General features: G+C 70.6%; 19 protein-coding genes, 1 tRNA gene and 1 riboswitch. Of the genes, 8 read left to right on the forward strand and 12 right to left on the reverse strand.

Annotated elements, in window-relative coordinates; all coding sequences use genetic code 11:
* The first annotated feature begins 289 nt into the window (after positions 1 to 289).
* Positions 290 to 2,278 (forward strand): cell wall-binding repeat-containing protein, encoded by a 1,989-nt coding sequence (locus GA0074692_RS24655; protein ID WP_176738567.1) that lies wholly within the window; start codon positions 290 to 292, stop codon positions 2,276 to 2,278.
* Positions 2,279 to 2,363: 85 nt separating this feature from the next.
* Here GA0074692_RS24655 and GA0074692_RS24660 read toward each other — a convergent pair whose 3' ends face one another.
* The gene (locus GA0074692_RS24660; protein WP_091648046.1) at positions 2,364 to 2,717 is read right to left on the reverse strand and encodes a hypothetical protein; all 354 of its coding nucleotides are present in this window, start codon (positions 2,715 to 2,717) and stop codon (positions 2,364 to 2,366) included.
* A gap of 173 nt (positions 2,718 to 2,890) precedes the next feature.
* On the opposite strand from GA0074692_RS24660, the gene GA0074692_RS24665 reads away from it, so the two are divergent.
* A complete protein-coding gene (locus GA0074692_RS24665) occupies positions 2,891 to 3,667 on the forward strand; it encodes a glycosyltransferase family 2 protein (RefSeq protein WP_245730440.1) in 777 nt (258 codons plus the stop codon).
* Here GA0074692_RS24665 and GA0074692_RS24670 read toward each other — a convergent pair.
* Together GA0074692_RS24670 and GA0074692_RS24675 are read right to left on the reverse strand one after the other, a co-directional pair.
* The gene (locus GA0074692_RS24670) at positions 3,657 to 4,100 is read right to left on the reverse strand and encodes a hypothetical protein (RefSeq protein WP_091648053.1); all 444 of its coding nucleotides are present in this window, start codon (positions 4,098 to 4,100) and stop codon (positions 3,657 to 3,659) included. The genes GA0074692_RS24665 and GA0074692_RS24670 overlap by 11 nt on opposite strands.
* A 417-nt stretch (positions 4,101 to 4,517) precedes the next feature.
* Positions 4,518 to 4,591 (reverse strand) — tRNA-Gly (locus tag GA0074692_RS24675).
* Positions 4,592 to 4,846: 255 nt separating this feature from the next.
* Between GA0074692_RS24675 and GA0074692_RS24680 the strand changes: the two genes are divergently transcribed.
* Positions 4,847 to 5,827, forward strand: a complete 981-nt coding sequence (locus GA0074692_RS24680) for a zinc metalloprotease (protein ID WP_091648056.1) — start codon at positions 4,847 to 4,849, stop codon at positions 5,825 to 5,827.
* 63 nt (positions 5,828 to 5,890) lie between these two features.
* Here GA0074692_RS24680 and GA0074692_RS24685 read toward each other — a convergent pair whose 3' ends face one another.
* Positions 5,891 to 6,451 carry a pyridoxamine 5'-phosphate oxidase family protein gene (locus tag GA0074692_RS24685; RefSeq protein ID WP_091648058.1) on the reverse strand — a complete coding sequence of 187 codons (561 nt, stop codon included), beginning with the start codon at positions 6,449 to 6,451 and terminating at the stop codon, positions 5,891 to 5,893.
* A gap of 90 nt (positions 6,452 to 6,541) precedes the next feature.
* Here GA0074692_RS24685 and dcd point away from each other — a divergent pair, with 90 nt between their 5' ends.
* Positions 6,542 to 7,120 carry a dCTP deaminase gene (gene dcd, locus GA0074692_RS24690; RefSeq protein ID WP_091648060.1) on the forward strand — a complete coding sequence of 193 codons (579 nt, stop codon included), beginning with the start codon at positions 6,542 to 6,544 and terminating at the stop codon, positions 7,118 to 7,120.
* A 121-nt stretch (positions 7,121 to 7,241) separates the two neighbouring features.
* Here the strand turns inward: dcd and GA0074692_RS24695 are convergent, their stop codons facing one another.
* From GA0074692_RS24695 to GA0074692_RS24720, 6 genes are all read right to left on the reverse strand, one after another.
* Positions 7,242 to 8,153 carry a C40 family peptidase gene (locus GA0074692_RS24695; RefSeq protein ID WP_245730441.1) on the reverse strand — a complete coding sequence of 304 codons (912 nt, stop codon included), beginning with the start codon at positions 8,151 to 8,153 and terminating at the stop codon, positions 7,242 to 7,244.
* Between the two features lie 142 nt (positions 8,154 to 8,295).
* Positions 8,296 to 8,427: riboswitch (cyclic di-AMP (ydaO/yuaA leader) on the reverse strand.
* 310 nt (positions 8,428 to 8,737) lie between these two features.
* A complete protein-coding gene (locus tag GA0074692_RS24700) occupies positions 8,738 to 9,754 on the reverse strand; it encodes a C40 family peptidase (RefSeq protein WP_091654040.1) in 1,017 nt (338 codons plus the stop codon).
* Positions 9,755 to 9,881: 127 nt separating this feature from the next.
* A complete protein-coding gene (locus GA0074692_RS24705) occupies positions 9,882 to 10,922 on the reverse strand; it encodes a hemolysin family protein (protein ID WP_091648065.1) in 1,041 nt (346 codons plus the stop codon).
* On the reverse strand, positions 10,915 to 12,228 hold the full coding sequence (locus GA0074692_RS24710; RefSeq protein ID WP_091654042.1) for a hemolysin family protein: 1,314 nt from the start codon (positions 12,226 to 12,228) through the stop codon (positions 10,915 to 10,917). Before GA0074692_RS24710 ends, GA0074692_RS24705 begins: the two co-directional genes overlap by 8 nt.
* Positions 12,229 to 12,398: 170 nt before the next feature.
* The gene (locus tag GA0074692_RS24715; protein WP_091648068.1) at positions 12,399 to 14,594 is read right to left on the reverse strand and encodes a (Fe-S)-binding protein; all 2,196 of its coding nucleotides are present in this window, start codon (positions 14,592 to 14,594) and stop codon (positions 12,399 to 12,401) included.
* A 280-nt stretch (positions 14,595 to 14,874) separates the two neighbouring features.
* On the reverse strand, positions 14,875 to 15,138 hold the full coding sequence (locus tag GA0074692_RS24720; RefSeq protein WP_091648071.1) for a cell division protein CrgA: 264 nt from the start codon (positions 15,136 to 15,138) through the stop codon (positions 14,875 to 14,877).
* Positions 15,139 to 15,353: 215 nt separating this feature from the next.
* On the opposite strand from GA0074692_RS24720, the gene GA0074692_RS24725 reads away from it, so the two are divergent.
* The 4 genes from GA0074692_RS24725 to GA0074692_RS24740 all read left to right on the forward strand — a co-directional run bounded on the left by GA0074692_RS24725 (position 15,354) and on the right by GA0074692_RS24740 (position 18,773).
* Positions 15,354 to 16,154: a DUF881 domain-containing protein gene (locus tag GA0074692_RS24725; protein WP_091648074.1), complete on the forward strand. Its 801-nt coding sequence runs from the start codon at positions 15,354 to 15,356 to the stop codon at positions 16,152 to 16,154.
* Between the two features lie 119 nt (positions 16,155 to 16,273).
* A complete protein-coding gene (locus tag GA0074692_RS24730) occupies positions 16,274 to 17,842 on the forward strand; it encodes a class E sortase (RefSeq protein ID WP_091654045.1) in 1,569 nt (522 codons plus the stop codon).
* 3 nt (positions 17,843 to 17,845) lie between these two features.
* Positions 17,846 to 18,118: a hypothetical protein gene (locus GA0074692_RS24735; protein ID WP_091648076.1), complete on the forward strand. Its 273-nt coding sequence runs from the start codon at positions 17,846 to 17,848 to the stop codon at positions 18,116 to 18,118.
* A 4-nt stretch (positions 18,119 to 18,122) separates the two neighbouring features.
* The gene (locus GA0074692_RS24740; protein ID WP_091648079.1) at positions 18,123 to 18,773 is read left to right on the forward strand and encodes an aminodeoxychorismate/anthranilate synthase component II; all 651 of its coding nucleotides are present in this window, start codon (positions 18,123 to 18,125) and stop codon (positions 18,771 to 18,773) included.
* 82 nt (positions 18,774 to 18,855) lie between these two features.
* Here the strand turns inward: GA0074692_RS24740 and pknB are convergent, their stop codons facing one another.
* Positions 18,856 to 20,682 carry a Stk1 family PASTA domain-containing Ser/Thr kinase gene (gene pknB, locus GA0074692_RS24745; protein WP_091648082.1) on the reverse strand — a complete coding sequence of 609 codons (1,827 nt, stop codon included), beginning with the start codon at positions 20,680 to 20,682 and terminating at the stop codon, positions 18,856 to 18,858.
* On the reverse strand, positions 20,679 to 22,115 hold the full coding sequence (locus tag GA0074692_RS24750) for a serine/threonine-protein kinase (RefSeq protein WP_091648084.1): 1,437 nt from the start codon (positions 22,113 to 22,115) through the stop codon (positions 20,679 to 20,681). Before GA0074692_RS24750 ends, pknB begins: the two co-directional genes overlap by 4 nt.
* Positions 22,116 to 22,117 lie beyond the last annotated feature (2 nt).

The following is a 22,117-nucleotide window of genomic DNA, read 5'->3' on the forward strand; positions in this document are numbered from 1 at the left end:
GCTGTGCAGAACCTTATGGATGTTTCCGCGTTCGCGCTGCCCCGGGGCACCACCGATGACACGATCTGACCGAAAGGCTAACCAAACACGACGTCCGTTCGGTGTCGGTCGTACCTTCCGCCCGACCGGATCCGCATCCCGGGCCAAACAGGTGACCGGGGACCGGCGGGCTCGACCCGTCCTGGTCAGCACGCTGTCGTAGGGCTCATCTACAGTGGGCTGCGCCGCTGCTGACCGGCCCCGCCGCCGGCGTCGTCTTCGCGCGGCACACCATCTTCGAGGAGCCTTCTTGCCCCGAACCAGTTTTTCGCGTCGATCCGCAGTCACCGCGACCGTGCTCGCCATCGGCGCCACCACCCTCTTCGGCGGTGCAGGCACGGCGCACGCCACCCACGCGGCCCCCACCCACCTGCTCACCGTCAGCAACGGCACCGGTCACATCTTCTCCCCCACCGGCTCGCTGGTCGGTAGCGAGGAGTTCACGATCACGGACGCCGCCTGGTCGCCGGACGGCAGCCGGGCGGTCTTCGTCGCCGACGGCGGAGCCATCGCCACCATCCGCTGGAATGACGGCGAGAGCATCTACCCCATCGCCGAACCGGAGCCGGGCGTGCATCGGGCCGACCCCGAATGGGTCGGTGACGGTTCCACCGTGGTGTGGGCCACCAAGTCGCCCGGCGACCTGTGGAGCATCGAGGAGACCGTCAGCACCTACGGTTGGGACGTCGTCCGCCGCTCGCCGAACGACGGCCACCACTACAGTCAGCCCGACACGAACGGCAGCCAGCGGATCGTGGTGCAGCGGCAGGCCGACGACGGCAACGGCAACCCCACCGGCACGCCGGAGATCGGCTTCCTGGACGGCAGCACGTACACCCGAATCACCACGAACGCCGCCAGCCCGACGCTGTCGCCGGACGGCACGAAGGTGGCCTTCGTCCGAGACAGCGAAATCTGGGTCTCCAACACCTCGGGCGGAAATCTCGTCCAGGTCACCAACAGCACGGCCAGCCACAGCGATCCGGTCTGGTACCCGACCGGCAACGCCCTGGCCTTCCGCAAGGGCCTCGAGGCCGCCACCGCGCTGGCCGACGGCAGCCAGCCGAACCCGCCGGTCAACGTCGGGCTCGTCGGAAAGCCGGACGTGCAGCCGCGCAACCGGGACCGGGTGGTCCGGCTCGCCGGCAGTAACCGGTTCAGCACCGCCGCCGCCATCGCCCGCTCGCACTGGGCCACCGTCGGTGTCGCTGGCGACAAGCGGGCCACGGCCGAGTCCGTGGTGTTGTCCCGCTCGGACACCTTCGCCGACGCGCTCGGCGGCTCGGCGCTCGCCGCCGCCAAGCAGGGTCCGCTGCTGATGACCCCGCGCACCACCCTCGACCCGCTGGCCGCCGACGAGATCAAGCGCATCCTCGCCCCCGGCAAGACTGTCTACCTGCTGGGCAGCGCGGCGGGCGCGATCTCGGCAGAGGTGGAGCAGCAGGTCGAGGCGCTCGGCTTCAACACGGTCCGGCTCGCCGGCACCGACCGCTTCTCGACGTCGGTGGCCATCGCCAACGCCATCGACCCGACGCCCGACTACGTGCTCGCGGCCACCGGGATGAACTTCCCGGACGCCCTGTCGGCCGGTGCCGCCGCCGGGGCGCAGAACCTGCCGGGCAAGGGGACGTCCGCGGTGGTCGTGCTGACCAACGACAACCGCCTGCCGGTGTCCACCAAGAGCTACCTCGACGCGCTGCCGACTTCATCGCTGGTGGTCGGCATCGGCCTCCAGGGCGCGACTGCGACCGAGCCGTACGATTCGGTGCCGCTCTACGGCTCCAGCCGCTTCGAGACGGCCCTGTACACCGCGTGGGCGTTCTTCGGCGGGCAGAACCACATCGGGCTCGCCACCGGCATGAACTGGCCGGACGCCCTGGCCGGCGGCGCGCTCATGGCCTCGCTCGACGGTCCGCTGATCCTGACCCAGGGCACCGCCAACTACTTCGGCTTCGAGCCGTGGTACCTCGGTGACGAGACGAGCGGCTCGGTGCACACCGGCCTGGTCTTCGGCTCGGAGCCGGTGGTCAACGCGGTCCAGGCGCAGGGCCTGGGCGCGATCATCAGCGGCCCCACCAACTTCACCGCGCAGTTCAACGTCACCGACGTCTACCGCGGCACCGCCGCCACGACGGCGGCGTCCAGCAAGCGGGCGACCGCGGGCGCGGTCGACGGTCCGCGTACCCGGGCCGAGCTGGAGGCGGCCGTCAAGGCGGCCAAGGAGCGGCTGAAGAAGTAACGCCACGCCACATCAGCCACAGGGGCCCTGCCAACCGGCGGGGCCCCTGTGCTGTTGGCGAAGCGCGCGGTAAGTCTTGGCTCTGCTAATGGAACTCGTGGACGACTTCGATCAGTCCCACGATGTGCTCGTTGAACTCGTCCAACTCCTCGGCCGGGACCCACAGTTCGAGAATGGTCTGCCCGCCGACCTGCTGCACGGGATAGCGGCTCACGAACTCGGAGTCGACGCGGAAGCGGGTGACGTAGCCGGCACCGGATGCCGGTACGTTCCAGTCCCGGGCGATCATGACCGCGTAATCCTCGTTGAGGACCGGGTAGAAGATCGGCTGGTCCGGCAGCCGCGGGGGCCAGCGACGCCACCCCGACTCGCGTACGAGAGCCAACTCTTCCGGCCCGGTCGGACGCCACAGCACCGTCGTGCCGTCACCGCTGCTCATGTCGACCTCATCGCTCGGAATTCTGGTAAGGGCCGAACGTACCGACGGCTCACCCAACGACACCATCGCATTCGGCAGCCACCCGTGGGTGTACAGCGTGACGCTGATGGTTGGCCTGTCGGACAGGTGCGGACGGAGTCACGATCACTTCGGTGCCGGAGCACACTGAAGCGGTGGAACGTGGGATGCAGCTCGTCTCGGTCATCACCCCGGTCCACGCACCCAGCATCGAGTATCTGCCGGTCGCGTACGAATCCCTGGCCGGGCAGGAGATGCCCGACGGCTGGGACTGGCAGTGGCTGGTCCAAGAGGACGGCCAGACCGGCGCGCTCGTCGACGTCCTGCCCGATGACCCGAGGATCAGCCTCGGCTCAGGTCGCCCCGGCGGGCCGGGTGTCGCCCGCACCTCCGCTCTTGCCCGTGTCACCGGTGAACTCGTCAAAGTCCTCGACGCCGACGACCAGTTGACCCCAGGTGCCCTCGCGCGGGACATCGCCGCGTTCACCGCACACCCGCACATCGGCTGGGCCACGTCCCGCGTCCTGGACCTGATGCCGGACGGGTCCACCCTCGGATGGGACAAGGACCCCGACGGCGGGATCATCGGCCGCGGTGATGTCCTCGCCTTCTGGCGGGCGAACGACTACCGCGCGCAGGTCCACCCCGCGACCCTCTGCCTCCGACGCGACCTGCTCTTCGCCCTCGGCGGCTGGATGGCGCTACCGGCATCCGAAGACACCGGCCTACTCCTGGCCGCGAACGCGGTCAGCGACGGCTACTTGACCCGCGAACACGGACTGCTCTACCGCAAATGGCCTGGTCAGGTCACCAGTCAGGCCGTACACCGCGAACCCGTCGGGTACCACGGACGCATGAAAATCATCGAAGCCAGGGCGTTGGCTCTGGCCTCGATGCTTCCCGACGGACTCCCGGCCACCACTACGGCGTAGCCTCGTGCCCCGGCAACCCGTGGGTACGCCGACGTTCCTTCATCTCCGCCTCGTAGATGTGCCGGCGACCACCGGCCAGCTTCTCCCGCGCGTCCCGCTCGATCTCCTGGAACGCCGCGTAGTAGCCGTCATCGAACTCCTCCACGATTTGGAACGTCCACCGGCCTGGGAGGACGTTCCGCCCCAACAACTCGTGCTCCACCCGGTCGGCGACCTCGTCGTGTCCCGCATCCCGCAGAAGCTTCACCACCCGATCAAGGGTCAGATCCGCCCCGCCCACCAGCTGGTGAGCCGAGTAGAGGTGACCCCGCACCCGGTGAATCGTCTCCAGCGCCTTGCTCAGCTCACCCAGGGCCTCAACAGTGGTGTCATCGAGACCGGCCGGACGAGAATGCTCCTCGTCCACCGCGCCCACCTGCTTTTTGTCCGACATGGTGCACTTATACCCCGTGCCGCGCTGGATACCGCGATCGCGCTTCGCTCTCGACGTGCGCTTGGCGCCGTCGTCGCGCTCATGAGCCGGCTGCCGTGACCTTGGCTCGTCTCTGCCGTCGGCCTGGCTGCCGTTATGGCCTTGGCCTCCAGCGTCGAGGCGGTAGGGATCGGCTGGAGGATTCTGGCGGTGCTGTTGGCGTACGCAGCGGCCGCGGTGGCCACCGCCGTGATGGGCCGGTCTGCACGGAGAACTGCGGGCACCTGACGTGCTCGGGCGGGCCGGCGCGGCTACGAGCGGGCTACTCAGCCCCGACTACGACCCAAACAAGCCGCCCCTCGGCGTCGATCGGATCACGGGCACCGGATACATCGAAGGCCCTGGTGGGGACTTGCGTCCTGACCAGGGCCTTCGTGGTGGAGCGGGTGACGGGAATCGAACCCGCACTGTCAGCTTGGGAAGCTGATGTTCTGCCATTGAACTACACCCGCAGGCGGCACCACTGTACCTGAGTGGCTCGCCGTCCGCACCAAGGTACCCCGCCTTCCGCCCGGCGCCGGGTCGCCGTACCGTACGCGCGGGTCGGAAGCCGACGGTGGACGCAGAGCCGGCCTGACGTACCAAAACGTTACCGCCCGGCAACACATGGCCATTCTCAAATGTGTCGATCGGATGTAACGTCTGCCACACGTTGTCAGGCACGGGGTGACACATCATCTGTCACACCGGCAGAAAGAGGTGGATACATGGGACTTCGTCCCAATCTGCTGACCCGGCGTGTCGCCGGTGTTGCAACCACGACCCTCGCCCTGCTGCTCAGCACGGCGGCGGTCGGCGTCGCGCCGGCGGCGGCTCACGCCGACCACGCGGACGAGGCCTGTGTCGAGCCGGCTGACACCCACTCCCACTCCAAGATCAAGCTGGGCGGCGTCGCCAAGCACGAGCCGAACGAGCTGACCGCCAAGCAGATCCGTGAGCGCGAGGCGGACCTCGCCGCCGTGCTGGCCGCCCGGGGCAAGCAGGCCAACCTGAACCAGGGGATGGTGGCCAACGCCTCGATCACGATTCCGGTCGTGGTGCACGTGATCCAGCGGGACAGCACCCGCGCCGGGGGCAACATCCCGGACTCGATGATCAACTCGCAGATCAGCGTGCTGAACCAGTCCTTCAGCGGCTCGACCGGTGGCGCGGCCACCGCGTTCGCCTTCCAGCTGCAGAAGATCAACCGGGTCACCAACGCTGCCTGGTACCCGATCGAGCAGGGCTCCTCGGCGGAGCGGTCGATGAAGACCTCGCTCCGTGAGGGCGGCAAGGGCACCCTGAACATCTACCTCGGCGAGCTGACCGACGACCTGCTCGGCTGGGCGACCTTCCCGACCCGCCGGCTCAGCACCATGGACGGCGTCGTCGTGCTGAGCGAGTCGCTGCCGGGCGGCCTGGCCACCAACTACAACCTGGGTGACACCGGCACCCACGAGGTCGGCCACTGGCTGAACCTCTACCACACCTTCCAGGGTGGCTGCTCCGGCTCCGGCGACAGCGTCTCGGACACTCCGGCGGAGGCGACGCCGGCGTTCAATTGCCCGACCGGCCGGGACAGCTGCACCGCCCCCGGCGCGGACCCGATCACCAACTTCATGGACTACACGTGGGACTCGTGTATGTACCAGTTCACCCCTGGGCAGGCCAGCCGCATGCTGACCGCGTGGAACGCCTACCGCGTCTGACGCCCACCGAACACCGACCGAGGCCGGCTCCGTCCCACGGAGCCGGCCTCGGCGTTTCCCGAATCAGGCGGCGGCCCGGTGCGCGGCATGACGACGCCGCCCCGCCCGCCGCTCCGGTACGCCCGGGTGCCCGGCCGCCGAGGGATCGCTCGCCCGTGGATCCAGCCAGACCTGCACCGCCGGTCGGCCGTGCCCGACGCCGAGGTCGCCCATGCCGCCCCGCTGGTGCCGGGCGAGCATGGCCACGTCGACGGTGAACTCGAACAACCGCCAGTCGGCCCGGGACTCGGCCCGGAAGCTCTCCGCCAGCCGGGCCACCCGGGCCTGGTCGGTGACCGGGCGGGCGTGCCCGGCCACGTACGCCTCGTCGTCGCTCTCCTCAGGCGGGAAGGAGTGCAGGGCGTAGCGCCCGTCGCGTTCCAGGTCGCGCCGCTTGGGCGAGTCGACGACGAAGCAGAAGAGACCCTCGTCGGTGATCACCGGGGAGACCGGGTGGACCCGGGGACCACCGTCGGCCCGGACCGTGGCCAGGTAGCCGAAGCCCGGGCCGTACTGCTGCATGAGAAGGCGGATCGCGTCGGCGAGTCGGGGCTCGTCGGCGGCGAACTCGGACCAGGAAGCCATGCCGACATCCTATCGAACAAGCGTACGAAAGAGCATCCCGACGCGCTGGTCACCCGCCGGTGATTCCGCACCGCTCGCTATGGTGGTGCGATGCTGCTCTCCGATCGGGACCTCGTCAGCGAGATCAAGACTGGCACGCTGGCGCTGGAGCCGTTCGACGCGAGCCTGGTCCAGCCCTCCAGCATCGACGTACGCCTGGACCGGCTCTTCCGGGTCTTCAACAACCACCTCTACACCCACATCGACCCGGCGCAACAGCAGGACGATCTCACCTCGTTGGTGGAGGTGCCCGAGGGGGAGCCCTTCGTGCTGCACCCCGGCGAGTTCGTGCTCGCCTCCACGCTCGAGGTGATCTCGCTGGGCGACCAGCTCGCGGGCCGACTGGAGGGCAAGTCGAGCCTGGGCCGGCTCGGCCTGCTCACCCACTCCACCGCCGGTTTCATCGACCCGGGCTTCTCCGGCCACGTGACGCTGGAACTCTCCAACGTGGCCAACCTGCCGATCACGCTCTGGCCCGGCATGAAGATCGGCCAGCTCTGCATCTTCCGGCTCTCTTCGCCGGCCGAGCATCCGTACGGCTCCGCTGTCTACGGTTCCCGTTACCAGGGGCAGCGCGGGCCCACCCCGAGCCGGGCCTGGCGGAACTGGCGCACCTGGCCCACCCGCTGACCCGGCCCATCCTCTCCGGTAACACTCGCCCTGCCGTGGTGGTGTGCGCTCGGCTTCGCCGGGTGCCTGCAGGGGTCCCCTGCTACGCATAAAGCGGTAACAGGGGACCCCTGCTACCAGCTCAGCCGGGGCGACCGTAGCTGTGCACCGGGCCGTCGTCGGCGCGTTTCATCCGTACCGGGACGCCGGCCCGAGAGGCGTGCACCACCCAGCCGTCGCCGACGTACATGCCGACGTGGTGCAGATCGGAGTAGTAGAAGACGAGGTCACCGGGGCGTAGCTCGCTCCGGCCGACCTGGGCGGTCACCCGTCGCTGCTGGGCGGCGTTGTGCGGCAGGGCGACCCCGGCCCGCGCCCAGGCGGCAAGCATGAGCCCGGAGCAGTCGTACGCGTTGGGCCCTTCGGCTCCCCAGACGTAGGGCTTGCCGATCTGCGCGCAGGCGAAGCTGACCGCCCGGCCGGCGGCGCCGCCGGGGTAGGCGGCCGGGCAGGGGGCGGGCCGCAGGCTGGTGCCGCCACCGGTGCCGTACGCCTTCAGGCGTGCTTTCTGGAGCCGGGCGATGGTGGCGTCGATCTGCTGTCGCTTCGCGTCCAACTGGCGGTCGACCTGGCCGAGTTGGACGATCAGCCGGTCCAGCGGGTCCTTGCGGGCAGTGAGCTGGTTTCGCAGCTCGACCACGTGCCGGATGTCGGCCTGCTGCCGACGGGCGAACTGGTCGAGGAGTTCGAGCTGCTGGACGACGGCGGCCGGCGACGGGTTGGCCAGCATGGCGTTGAGGGCGGAGGCGTTCTCCCCCTTGTACGCCCGTACCGCGATTCCGTCGACCTTGGTCATGGCTCGGTCGATCTCGCGTCGTAGCGGCTCGATGCGGGCGGCCAACGCTGCTGCCTGTCCCCGCTTGTCGGCGAGCGCCTGTCGGGTGGCGTTGTGCTGTTCGATGACCGGTTCGAGGGCGTTCCACTCCCGGTCGATCTGGCGTTCGATCTCGGCGACCGAGGGTTCGGCGTGGGCCACGCCGGCCCCGCTCGTCACGATGACGGCGGCTCCGACGAGGACGGTGACGACGGTGGTGAAGCGGGACCAACATGGACGCGGCGCAGCCGTCGTCCGGGCAGCCGGGGCCGGCCGGACGGACGGTGGCCGCGGGGCATGGTGTGCCACCGGGCTCCTTGCTCCTTCTTCCTGGGACCGCCTACCGGGTTAGCTGACGGGTTCGGGCGGGAAGGGAGCGCCCTACCTTGGGTACGGATTCACCCCGATGGTGCTGGTGGTTCCCCGGCTCGCTCTGTTGTGGCGATGTTCCTGTTGTGGCGACGCGCCGTCGTGGTTTCTGTCGTGGCGACGTGTCGTCGGGCGACTCGGCGGTGTCGAGCCGTTTCCGCCTCGGAATGGCGGACCTGTCACCGACTCGGCAAGTGCCGAGGCTAGAGACGAGCGTCACCGGTCCGCAACACGGTTCGCCGCAGTGCCACCTGCCGATTTCCGACAGTAACCACAGTGAGGCTCGGTCGTTCACCGGCGTCTACGGAGCTACCGGCAGCAGCATCGCGACCGGCGACATTGGCCCAGCACGAAGGAGCCCCGGCCGTCGGCCGGGGCTCCTTCGTCAGGTGTGGTCAGTAGGGGCGGCGGAAGCCCGCGACCGGCATGTGGCTGATGCTGGCCACCTGCACCGGCTTACCGGCACGGGGGGCGTGCACCATGATGCCGTTGCCCAGGTAGAGGCCGACGTGGTGCAGGTCGCTGAAGAAGAAGACCAGGTCGCCGGGACGTGCCTCGGAGCGGCTGATCGCCTTGGTCTCGCGCCACTGCGCGCCGGTGAAGTGGGTCAGGTGGATACCCGCGGCCTTGTAGGCGTACTGGGTGAGCCCGGAGCAGTCGAACGAGTTCGGCCCGGTGGCGCCCCAGACGTACGGGTCACCGACCTGGGCGCAGGCCGTCCTGATCGCGGTGTTGGCGGCGCTGCTGATCACGCCCTTGATCAGCGGACAGCCGGGAGCGCTGACCGCCGTCTTCGGCATGGACGCCCGCAGCCGCTTGATCTCGGTGTCGATCTTCGTCTTCTTCGCCGCCAGGTCCTTCTCCTGCTTGACCTGGCTGGTGATGATGGTGTCCAGCTTCTGCTTCTCGGTCTCGTACTTGGTCCGGATCGCCACCACGCCCTGGAGTTCCCTGCGCTGGTGGGCGGCGAGCCGGTCGAGCATGCCCATCTGCTCGCCCAGGGTGCCCGGCTTGGCGCTGACCAGCAGCGCGCCGATCTCCTGGGACGGGCCGGTCATGTAGTGCCGGGCGGCCAGGGCACCGATCCGGTTCATGGCCATGTCGCTCTGCAGCGCGAGCGGCTCGATCTTCTTCTGCAGCTCGGTCGACTTCTTCTGGTTGACCTTGAGCTGGCTACGGACCTCGTTGTACTTCTCGATCGTGGGCTCCAACTGCTCCCACTGCTTGTCGATCTGCGCCTCGATCTCCTCGGGAGTGGGCGCAGCGTACGCGGGAGCAGCGAGCAGGCCGGCACCGACCACGGCGGCGGCGGCCAGGGTGACCAGGTGTCGAACGAACCGGCGCAGCCCACCCGGACGAGTGGGGAGCTGATCCGGTGCGTGACGCTGAGGGGGCGGGGTTGCCACCGGCACGAACTCCTTTGGCGACCAGACCACTGGGCGCCTCGCGGGGAAGAAGCGGGCGAGGCAGACGATCCACAGCAGCCGGTGCCCCACATTAGGGAAGCCACGCAGCGATATCAAGACAAGGAGTTTCACACTACGCTCCGGCTACCGAACGGACACCCACCGTGCCAGATCCACCGACGATGGCGGTCAGGACATCGTCGAGCGTCACCACGCCGAGCGGGTGCCGCCCGTCGCTGACCAACACCATGTGCCGTCGCTCACGGCGCATCGAGAGCAGCAGGTCGGCCAGGGTACGGTCCGGCGGCACCACCGCCAGCGGCCGGTACACCTCCGCCGGCACGGGGGTACGCCGACTCGCGCCCCCGTACCCGAGCACGTCCTTGACGTGCACGAAGCCGAGCACCCGGCGGGTGGTGCGGTGCACCACCGGGAAGCGGGACCGTCCGGTACGGGTCGCCAGCACCTCCAGCGCGGCCGGTGAGACGTCCTCGGCCACCGTGGTAACCGTGGACCACGGCTGCAGCGCGTCGGCGGCGGTACGGGTGTGCAGGGCGAGCGCCGCGGTGATCCGGGCGTGCGCGGTGGAGCCGAGCAGTCCCTCGGTGCGCGCCTGCGACACCAGGCCGGACAGTTCCTCGGCGGTGAAGACGGTCTTCACCGCGTCCGCCGTCTCGATCCGCCAGAACCGCAGCACCCGCCGGGACGCCCACTTCATCGCCAGCAGCAACGGTTTGGTGGCGAGGCAGAAGGCCAGCATCGCCGGGCCCAGCCAGAGCGCGGACAGTTCCGGCCCGGCCAGGGTGAGGTTCTTCGGCACCATCTCGCCGACCACGGTGTGCAGGAACACCACCACGCCGAGGGCGATCACGAAGGCCACCGGGTGGACCGCCCCGGCGGGCAGGCCGCCCGCGTGGAAAAGCGGTTCCAGCAGGTGAGCCAGGGCCGGCTCGGCGATCGCGCCGAGACCCAGCGAGCAGACCGTGATGCCGAGCTGGGCGCCGGCGATCATCAGCGGGATCTGGTTCATCGCCGACAGCGCCCACCGAGCCCGCGCCGAGGTCGCGGCGAGCGGTTCGATCACCGTACGGCGGGACGCGATCAGCGCGAACTCACTGCCCACGAAGAACCCGTTGCCGAGCAGCAGGACGACGCCGGTCAGCAGCTCAAGCACGCTCCACGGCCTCCTCGGGACGGATCACGCGCACCTGCTCGACCCGGTGCCGCTCGACCTCGACCACGGTGAACTCGTAGCCGTCCTCCCCGACCGTCTCGCCGGGCACCGGGATCCGCCCGAGCCGGGCCATCAGGAAGCCACCGAGGGTTTCGTACGGGCCGTCGGGAAGCCGGAAGCCGGTCCGCTCGACCAACTCGTCGGCGCGGAGCACCCCGTCCACCAGGAGGGACCGTTCCCCGCCCGGGACGGCGCGCTCCACCGCTCCGCCCTCTGGCATAGCGGCGGGGTCGAACTCGTCGGCGATCTCACCGACGAGTTCCTCGACCAGGTCCTCAACGGTCACCACCCCGTCGGTGCCGCCGTACTCGTCGACCACGATGGCCAGGTCCGCGCCGGCGGTCTTCAACGCGGTCAGCACGCCGTCGAGGTCCAGGCTCTCCGGCACGTACACCGGGTCGCGGGCGATCTGCCCGACGGTGGTGGCCGGCCGCCGGATCAGCGGGACGCCGAGCGCGTCGGGCACCCCGGCGACCCCGGTCACCAGGTCCAGGGTCTCCTCGTAGACCGGAAAGCGGGTACGCCCGGTCCGCTGGGCCAGGGCGAGCAGTTCGGCGACAGTGGCCGTGGCCCGCAACGCGACCACGTCGACGCGGGGTGTCATCGCCTCGGCGGCCCGCTTGTCCGCGAACCGGATCGTCCGCCGCATCAGCATCGCGGTCTCCGGGGGCAGCGCACCCGCCCGCGCCGAGATGGCGGCAAGCAAGCCGAGTTCCTCCGGGCCACGGGCGTTGGCCAACTCCTCCTGCGGTTCCACGCCCAGCCGCCGGACCAACCAGTTGGCCGAGTCGTTCAGGCCCCGGATGAGCCAGCCCAACGAGCGGGAGAAGGCCCGCATCGGGCCGGCGGTGACCAACGCGGCGGGCAGCGGCCGGGCCAGTGCCACGTTCTTCGGGATCAGTTCGCCGACGAGCATGGAGACGAGGGTCGCCAGCGCCAGGGCGAGCAGCGGGGTGAACCGGGCGGTGGCGTCGCCGGCGACCGGGCGTAGCAGCGGGGCGAAGAGTCGGGCCAGCGCCGGTTCGGCGAGGTACCCGGTGAGCAGCGCGGTGATGGTGATGCCGAGCTGCGCCCCGGAGAGCTGGAAGGAGAGTTCGCGCAGCGCCCGGCGGACCGTCCCGGCACGGCCGTCCCCGGCGGCGGCCCGTCGGTCGATCTCCGCCCGGTCGACGGTGACCAAGGCGAACTCGGCCGCGACGAAGAACGCGTTGCCCACGGTCAGCAGGAGGAAGCCGAGCAGGGGCAGCAGCGTGGTCAGCACCAGACCGTCGATGACCGTCTCACCTCGGCGAGATTCTCCCACGACGGCCTACTACCGGACGAGTACGCAGAACCGTGAAGCCACGGTCTCCAGCCACCGTCGAGTCACGCCCGAGGGCGGGCCCGAGCCGCCACCCCGTTCGGCCGGCGACCGGTTCAGCCGGCGACCGGTTCAGCCTCCTGGCCGTCGCGGGCCTGCTCCGGCTTCACGGACCGGAGCAGCACGCTGGCGACGTCGACCACCTCGACCTGCTCCCCGGCGCCCTTGCCGTTGACCCCGTCGCTCAGCATCGTGGAGCAGAACGGGCAGCCGACCGCGATGGTCTTCGCGCCGGTTGACATCGCCTCCTCGACGCGGTCCACGTTGATCCGCTTGCCGATCCGCTCCTCCATCCACATCCGGGCACCGCCGGCACCACAGCAGAAGGAACGCTCACTGTTACGCGGCATCTCGGTGACGGCCTCCTTGGCGGAGGAGCCGAGCACCTCGCGCGGCGGGGCGAAGACCCGGTTGTGCCGACCCAGGTAGCAGGGGTCGTGGTAGGTGACGCCGCCGTCGACCGGCTGGACCGGGGTGAGCTTGCCGGTCGAGACCAGGTGGGCCAGAAGTTGGGTGTGGTGCACCACCTCGAACTCGCCGCCGAGCTGCCCGTACTCGTTGCCGAGCGTGTTGAAACAGTGCGGGCAGGTGGCGACGATCTTGCGCTTGTTCTTCTCCCGACCCTCGAACGCCTCGTTCAGGGTCTCCACGTTCTGCTGGGCGAGCATCTGGAAGACGAACTCGTTGCCGATCCGGCGGGCCGGGTCGCCGGTGCAGGTCTCGCCCTCGCCGAGGATCGCGAAGGAGACGCCGGCCTCGTGCAGCAGCGTGGCCACGGCCCGGGTGGTCTTCTTGGCCCGGTCCTCGAACGCGCCGGCACAGCCCACCCAGAAGAGGTACTCGAAGTCCTCCACCTCGCCGACCCGGGGCACCTCGAAGTCGAGGCCCTTGGTCCAGTCCTCCCGGGTGTTCTGCGGAGCGCCCCAGGGGTTGCCCTTGTTCTCCAGGTTGCGCAGCATCACGCCGGCCTCGGACGGGAAGCTGGACTCGATCAGCACCTGGTAACGCCGCATGTCGACGATGTGGTCGACGTGCTCGATGTCGACCGGGCACTGTTCGACGCAGGCTCCACAGGTGGTGCAGGACCAGAGCACGTCCGGGTCGATGACGCCGCCGTCAGCGGCCCCGCCGATCAGCGGCTTCTCCGCCTCGGCGAGGGCGAGCACGTCCACGTGGGCGAGCTGGGCGGCGGTGGCCTTCTCCTCGCCGGTGAGGTCCTTGCCGCCCCCGGCCAGCAGGTACGGGGCCTTCGCGTACGCGTGGTCGCGCAGGCTGAGCACGAGCAGCTTCGGCGAGAGGGGCTTGCCGGTGTTCCAGGCCGGGCACTGTGACTGGCAGCGACCGCACTCGGTGCAGGTGCTGAAGTCCAGCAGGCCCTTCCAGGTGAACTGCTCGACCTGGGCCACCCCGAACTGGTCGGACTCGGGGTCGGCCTCCTCGAAGTCCAGCGGCTTGCCGTTGCTCGTCATCGGGCGGAGCCCGCCGAGACCGGAGCCGACGCGGCCCGGGTCACGCTTGAAGAAGATGTTGAAGAAAGCCAGGAAGCGGTGCCAGGCCACACCCATCGTCACGTTCAGGGCGATCACGATGAGCCAGGTCATCGAGATGATGATCTTGATGAGGGCGGCGACGCTGACCCCGGACTCCCAGTCGGGCAGCACCGCGCCGACCGCGTGACTGACCGGAGTGGCCCAGGCCGGGTACTCGAAGTGGTCGGTGGCGACCTTGAAGCCCCGGATCAGGAAGCCCATGATCAGAACGGCGAGGACCACCGCCTCGACGAAGTAGCCCTGCCACATGGTCGAGCCGGTGAACCGGGAACGCCCGCCGGGCCGGCCGGGCCGGTTCCGGATCCGGATGGCGATCAGCACCACGATGCCGACCACCCCGAGTACGGCGATCAGCTCGGTGACCAGACCGTAGACCGCCCAGCCACCGATCAACGGCAGGCCGCCGGTGGGTGAGACCACCTCGAAGTACGCCTCGAGCACCAGCAGGGACAGCACGACGAAGGCGACCATGACGAACCAGTGCGCGGCACCCACCACGCTCCAGCGCAGCATCCGGGTGTGCCCGGCCGTCTCGGCCAGCATCGCCTTCGTCCGGGTGACCGGGTCACCGAACCGCCCGGGATCCGGCTGCCCGAGCCGGACGACTGCCACGATCCGCAGCACCGCCTGCACGGCCACCCACACCGCCAGTGCGGTGATGGCGGCGGCGAGGATCGTCGTGACGAGCTGGACGCTGCCCATAGCGTTGGCCTCCCCGGTCTACTGCCTGGCGAGCGGCTCGGCGACCGGGGTCGGACGTCGCGCCGCCGGCTGACCGCCGCGACCCCAACCCGCCTGGTCGATGACCTTGCTCCGCTCGGTCATGCAGTGCAGCCTACGCGCAAGGTTACCCGTTAGTAACGTGAGGAACCTCGCACCTGGCTGCGCCGCCCTGCGGACACCTTAGAAGGAGACGGCGACCTGTGCGGGTCAGGGGTTCGGCACGGCGACGCCGCGCCGAACCGGGAGACCACCCCGGCGCTCAGCGCCAGCGGGACAGTACGACCAGCGAGGCGACCATCGCGCCGAAGCCGACCGCGAGGTTCCAGTAGCCCCACGCGGCGACCGGGTACGCCTGCTCGGAGAGGTAGTACACCACCAGCCAGCCGATGCCGAAGACGATCAGCGCGACCGCCACGACGGGCAGCCAGACCGGGCTGGGCTTCCGCGTCGCCGCCGTTGCCGTCGGACGCACGTCCGTCGGCGGGGTGTACACCTTCTTCTTGCGGACCTGTGACTTGGGCACGACGCTCTCCAGAGGGGATACGACCTCGTCCGGCCTGACAACCGGGCGCGGGGGCGACGGTCCATGGCCAATAATGTTTCGACAGCTAGCGTAGTCCCGTAGACCCGTTCAGGCCACGAACGGGGTCAATCGAATGCGGGTAGTGACCGAAAAGAGCGGAACTGGTCGGGTGCCGAACCCGTTCTGACGGGTGACACCAGGGGAAGGATCGCTCGATGGAGTACACATCAGGCGCGGCGTCCTGGCAGAAGGTGCTCCGGCGAGCGGTGGCCGGCCTGCTGCCCCGACGGCCACGCCAGCGACGCCCGGGGTGGTCGCTCGGCGTACCGCTGATCGCCGCGGCGGCCGGGCTGCTCTTCACCACCACCGCCACCACCGCCGGGGGCACCGCCCTCCGCGAGGACCGCCGACCCCAGCTCGCCCAGCTCATCGACGACTCCCGGGAGCGGGTGGCGGTCAGCGAGGCGGAGGCGGCGAGACTCCGGGCCGACGTGGAGCGGCAGACCGAGGCGCTCGCCGACACCGACCAGCCGATCGCCGCGGAGCGCGGCCGGGCGGCAGCCAGCCGACAGTCCGCCGGATTCACCGCGCTCACCGGCCCCGGCGTCACCGTCGAACTCGACGACGCCCGACGGCTGGAGAGCCTGCCCGACGGGGCGAGCAACGACGACCTGGTCGTCCACCAGGGTGACGTCCAGGCGGTGGTGAACGCGCTCTGGGCAGGCGGCGCGGAGGCCATGTCAATCATGGATGTCCGCGTTCTGAGCACCAGCGCGGTACGCTGCGTAGGTAACACCCTGCTACTGCACGGCCGGGTGTACTCCCCTCCATTCAAGATCGTAGCAATCGGCGAGCCCGCTGCGCTCCAGCAGGCCCTCGCCGCATCTGAGGGAGTCCGGTTGTTCAAGGACGCGGTCGACCACTACCAGCTCGGCTACCGCGAGACCGTCGCCACGGTCAGCGTGCCGGCGTTCGAGGGTTCGACAGCGCTCCGCTCGGCGAAGGTGCCCCGGTGACCGGAACACCCGACGACCGGCACGCGGGCCACGACAGGTGGCCCGACACCGATCATCTGGAGGAACCCACCGCCGTCATCCGTAGGGTCGGCCAGCACGCCGAGCCGCAGCAGCAGCCAATGCCCACCGGTGGACGGTGGCCGGACCCGGTGCCGCCGCGTCCCAGTGCCCCGCCCACGACCGCCGCACCGCCGACCGGCCCGCCCCGGTCCGTGCCGCCGCCGGTACCGCAACCGTGGGCATCACCGGCCAGCTCGCTCCGCTCGGCGCCGCCGGCCGGACCACCCGCGCCCGGCGCCGGCCCCCCGCCGATGTTCCGACCTCCCGGCGCACCGGGACCGGCCGGCTCGCCGCATGCGGCCCCGGCATCCGGCCACTCCACCGCGCCGGCAGCCCATCGTCCGGCTGCGTCCCCGGCCTGGCCCACCAACCCGACCGGTTACGCCGCACCGGCGGCCGGCACGTCGACGCCGGCCGGTGGCGGCCTCCGCCCCGCTGCTCCCGGGCATAGCCAGGGTCCCGGCCATGGCGGTGACCAGCGTCCCGTCCCGCCGTTCACCGGGCCGGTCGACGATCCGCGGGCGGGGGGCGGCATCGAAGGTCCGACGGTGGTCATCGCCGCGCTCGACCCGCGCGGCGAGGAGTCCACCGCGCTGATCCCGTCGGTCGACCCGACCCGCCACGCCGTCGACCGGGCCTCGACTCCACCCGCCGCGGACCGCGCCCCGGCCCGGCTGTTCGACGACCGGGCCCCGACCCGACCGTCCGGCCCCGGAGTCGGTGTCCCGCAGACCGGGCGACGGACCGCCCACGATCCGGCGCTCGACTCGACAGCCCTGATGGGCGCCGTCCCGCGCACCCCGCACCGCCACGACGCACCTGCCGCCGCCGGGCCCGACGCCGGCACGCCGCAGCCCCGTTGGGGGGAGCGGGTGGTGCAGCTACGCCCGGAACAGACCGACGAGGGCTACCGGAGCGTCTACTCGGAGCTGACTCGTCCCACGTTCTGGTCCCGGCTGCGTTCCGGTATCCGGGTCAGCGGCGAGATCCTCGTCACCTTCGGCCTGGTGGTGCTCCTCTTCGCCGGGTACGAGGTGTGGGGCAAGTCCGCCATCGTCGACGCCCACCAGAGCGACCTCAGTCAGGAGTTGGAGCAGGTGTGGGGACCGGAGGGCGATCCCACCGTCGCGCCGTCGGCGACCCCGAGCCCGAGCGCCACGCCGGCCCCTCCGGTGAACGGTAAGCCGATCGCCGGGCTCTACATCCCCCGGCTGGACAAGAACTGGATCGTGGTCGAGGGCGTCACCCAGAAGGACATCCGGTACGCCCCCGGGCACTACCCGGAGAGCGCCATGCCCGGCGAGCTGGGCAACTTCTCCGTCGCCGGCCACCGCAACCGGGCCACCTTCTGGCGGCTGGACGAGCTGGACGACGGTGACGCGATCGTGGTCGAGACCAAGGAGAAGTGGTTCGTCTACCGCGTCTCCCAGTCGCGGATCGTCAAGCCGTCGCAGGTCGAGGTGGTCGCCCCGGTGCCCGGCCAGCCGGGGAACGAACCGAGGCAGCGGATGCTCACCCTCACCACCTGCAACCCCAAGTTCGACAACTACGAGCGGCTGATCATCCACGCGGAGATGGAACGCTCGCAGGACAAGTCGGCGGGTCGCCCGGCCGAGCTGGAGGGCTGAGCCGTGTACGCGTGGATCTGGCGAAAGCTCCCGTTCGGGTTCCCCGGGAAGTTGATCGGTTCGCTGCTGCTCGCCTCGACGATGGTCGCGCTGCTCTGGTACGTCGTCTTTCCCTGGGCCGAGCCGCTGCTTCCCTTCGACGACGTGCAGGTCACCCAGGACGCCGAGGTGCCCGGTGGCCCGGCCGGGGAGGACGCCGGCACGTCCGGCGACGGACACGACCTGCCGTACGACACCGAGCAGAACAACACCCCACCCCCCTCTCCGGACAGGTGAGTCGATGCGCGTACTGGTGATCGACAATTACGACTCGTTCGTCTTCAACCTGGTGCAGTACCTCGGCCAGCTCGGCGTGGACTGCGAGGTACGGCGCAACGACGAGATCAGCGTCGACGAGGTGGGCCGGCTCGGCGCGGCCGGCATCCTGCTCTCGCCCGGTCCGGGCAGCCCGGACCGGGCCGGCATCTGCCTCGACGTCATCCACCGGTACGCCGGAAAACTACCGATCTTCGGCGTCTGCCTGGGCCACCAGGCGATCGGGGAGGCGTTCGGGGCCACCGTGGCCCGCGCCCCGGAGCTGCTGCACGGCAAGACCTCGCTGGTGCGGCACTCCTCGACCGGCGTCCTGGCCGGCCTGCCGGATCCGTTCACCGCGACCCGCTACCACTCGCTGGCGGTACTGCCCGAGACCCTGCCTGACGAGCTGGAGGTGACCGGCTGGACCGGCTCCGGCGTGGTGATGGCGATGCGCCACCGGACGCTGCCGGTGGAGGGGGTCCAGTTCCACCCGGAGTCCGTCCTCACCGAAGGCGGTCACCTGATGCTGGCGAACTGGCTGGCCACCTGTGGCTTCCCGGCGGCTCGGGAGCGGGCTCCCGAACTGGCCGCCGAGGTCGACGCTCGTCGCCTGGCCGCCTTCGCCACCACCTGAGCCGGCCGGGTTACCGCCCGGTCCGGCCGAGCCCCGGCCCGCCGACCCGGCCAGACCGGGCAGGGCCGGCTGGCCCGGCAGGTCAGTCTTGGCCAGCGGTTTCGTTACGGGGCGGCGGGGCCGTCGGGAACAGCAGGCCACCGCCGCCACCACCGTCGGTCGGCGTGGGCGTCGGGGTTACCCCACCCGGTGGCGGGGTCACGCTCGGGTCCGGCTCGGGTTCCGGCTGGGTGACCGTGATGGTCACCTTCGCACCACGGGCCAGCGACGAGCCGCCCTTCGGGTTCTGGCTGGTCACCCGGCCCGCCTGGTCCGCCGGCACCTCTTTGCCCTTGCGGATACTGACCTCGTAGCCGGCGTCGCGCAGTTCCTCGACGGCGTCCTCCTGGGTCTCGCCTTCCACGTCCGGCACCTCGCGGACGTTGCCCCGGGAAACCTCGACGACGACCTCGCTGCTCTCCTCGACGCTCCGCCCGGACGGCGGGTTCAGGTTGGTGACCAGGCCCTCGGGTTCGTCGCTGTTGACGTCCTTCCGCTTCACCACGAGCCCCAACGCCTTGAGCTGCGCCTCGACGTTCTCGAACTTGGAACCGATGAGGTTGTCGGGGATGGTCACCACCGGCTTGCCGCCGCACATGTGCAGCGTGACCGTCTCGTTCTCGTTGATCTCCTCGCCGGCCGGCGGGTCCTGCCGAAAGACGGTGTCCTTCTTGCAGTCGCTGTTGAGCACCGGATCGCCGATCTCGGGCCTGAGCTTCGCGTTGGTCAGATCGGCGGCCGCCTGCTGCTGGGTCTTGCCGACCAGCTCGGGCACGGGGACGGTGTTCTCCTTGTTGCTGAGCAGCAGCAGGCCGGCGATCAGGGCGATCACCGCGAGCACGCCGAGACCGGCGAGCGTGGCGATCACCCAGGACGAGGCGCGGCGTTGCCGTGGGTCACCCACCCGGGCGGGCATCTGCCGGGTCTGCGGGCTCGTCGCGGCACCCGGGAAGGCGGCTGCCGCCGGGGCCGGCCCCATCGCCGCCGTTTCGTCCTCGCGCAGCACCGGAGTGGCGGCCACCGGTCGCCCGGCGGCGGCGCGGAGCAGGTCGGCGCGCATCTCCCCGGCGCTCTGGTAACGGTTCAGCGGGTTCTTCGACAGCGCCTTCAGCACGATGGCGTCGATCGGCGGGGTGACGTCCGGATTGATGTCGCTCGGCGTCGGCGGCGCCTCCCGGACGTGCTGGTAAGCCACGCTGACCGGGCTGTCCCCGACGAACGGCGGGTGGCCGCAGACCAGCTCGAACAGGACGCAACCGGCGGCGTAGACGTCCGAGCGGGCGTCCACCGCCTCGCCCCGGGCCTGCTCGGGGGAGAGGTACTGGGCGGTGCCGATCACGGCACTGGTCTGGGTCATCGTGGTCGCGCCGCTGGCCAGCGCCCGGGCGATACCGAAGTCCATCACCTTGACCTGGCCGGTCAGGGTGAGCATCACGTTGCCGGGCTTGATGTCCCGGTGGATGATCCCGTGCCGGTGGCTGAACTCCAGCGCCGCGCACATGTCGGCGGTGATCTCCAGGGCCCGGCGGGGCTGGAGGCGGCCCTCCGCGCCCAGCACCTCCTTCAACGTCCGCCCGTTCACGAACTCCATGACGATGAAGGGCAGGGTCTCGCCGGTCGGGGCGGTCTCCTCGCCGGTGTCGTAGACGGCGACGATCGCGGGGTGATTGAGCGAGGCGGCGTTCTGCGCCTCCCGGCGGAACCGCATCTGGAAGGTCGCGTCGCGGGCCAGGTCGGCCCGGAGCATCTTGATGGCGACGTCCCGGCCGAGCCGAAGGTCGCGACCGCGGTGCACCTCGGCCATACCGCCGTAGCCGAGGAGCTCGCCGACCTGGTACCTGCCACCCAGCAGGCGGGCCTGCGCAGTCATCGCGTCTGTCGTCCTTCGCTCGTCGTCGTCCCGTCGCCACCCGGCACGGATCGTCCCACCCGACGGTACGACGCCGGGGTGACGTCGTCATCTCCGCTGACCGCCGGCACCTCGAACATCACATTCGGTGACCGCTGCATGCCGGCCGAACTCGCCGTCGAGTCGCTGTCCTGCAACCTGTAGGAAATCACGCCGGAGCAGACCAGGACCAGTACGGCGAGCGCAACGACGAGCAGCACCGTCCGGGCCCGCGGCCCGCTCGACGGCGGAGGCAGCGGAACGGGCTGGGCGGCGTACCCGACCGGCCGCAGCGGAGCCGACGGGACCTGGGCGGCACCCCGGGGATAGCCGGCGGGCGTCACCGGCGGGCGCGCCGGGGTGACCGGCGGCTGGGGGACCGGTCGGGCCATCATCGACGGCGCGGGGCGGGGCGGGGAGACCGGGACCGAGGCGACCGGCCGCGCCGCCGCCGGCGGGTGGGCCTGCGGGTGCTGCGGTACGACCGGTGGGCGAGGCTGCTGCTGCGGCCGGACCTGCGCCCGGGCCTGCGGGGTGGCCGGCGACCCGGGAGCGGCGGAGACCGGTCGGGCCCGACCGCCCGGCCGGTTCTGCTGGGCGAGGGCGGCCTTCACCTGGCGGGCCGCGCCGGCCAGGGCGGCAGCGCTCGGCCACCGGGCCGCCGGGTCCTTGGCCATGGCCCGGTCCACGAGCGCGCGCACCGACGGGGGGATGTCCGGCGGGAGCGGACGCGGGGTCTCCCGGACGTGCCGCATCGCGATCTCCAGGGGGTTGTCCCCCTCGAACGGCCGACGACCGGCGAGGCACTGGTAGGCGACCACGCCGAGGGCGTAGACGTCGGAGGCCGCGGTGGCGACCGCGCCGGACGCCTGCTCCGGCGAGATGTACGAGGCGGTGCCGAGCACCGAACCGGCGGCGGTGAGCTGGCCGACCAGCTCGGAACGGGCGATGCCGAAGTCGGTCAGCACCAGCGTGCCGTTCGGGCGGACCAGCAGGTTGCCGGGCTTCACGTCGCGGTGCACGATGCCCTTGCCGTGCGCGGCGTGCAGGGCGTCCGCGGCCTGGGCCACCAGCGCCATCGTCCGGGCCGGGGTGAGCCGGCCGACCCGGTTCAGGGTCGCCGCGAGGGCGTCCCCCTCGACGTACTCCATGATCAGGAAGGCGATCTGCTGGTCGCTACCGAAATCGTAGATGTCGACCACGCCGGGGTGGTTGATGGTCGCCATGGTGCGCGCCTCGCCCCGGAATCGCTCGGCGAACCCCGGCTCGTCCAGCAACGCGGGGAGCAGGCTCTTCACCGCGACGACCCGGCCGAGCACCTGGTCGGTGCCGCGCCAGACGTCGCCCATGCCACCGCTGGCGATCCGCTCGTCGAGGCGGTAGCGGTTGTTGAGCTGGACGCCGGGGCTGAGCATGT

Source organism: Micromonospora pallida (assembly GCF_900090325.1).
Classification (GTDB): Bacteria; Actinomycetota; Actinomycetes; order Mycobacteriales; family Micromonosporaceae; genus Micromonospora; species Micromonospora pallida.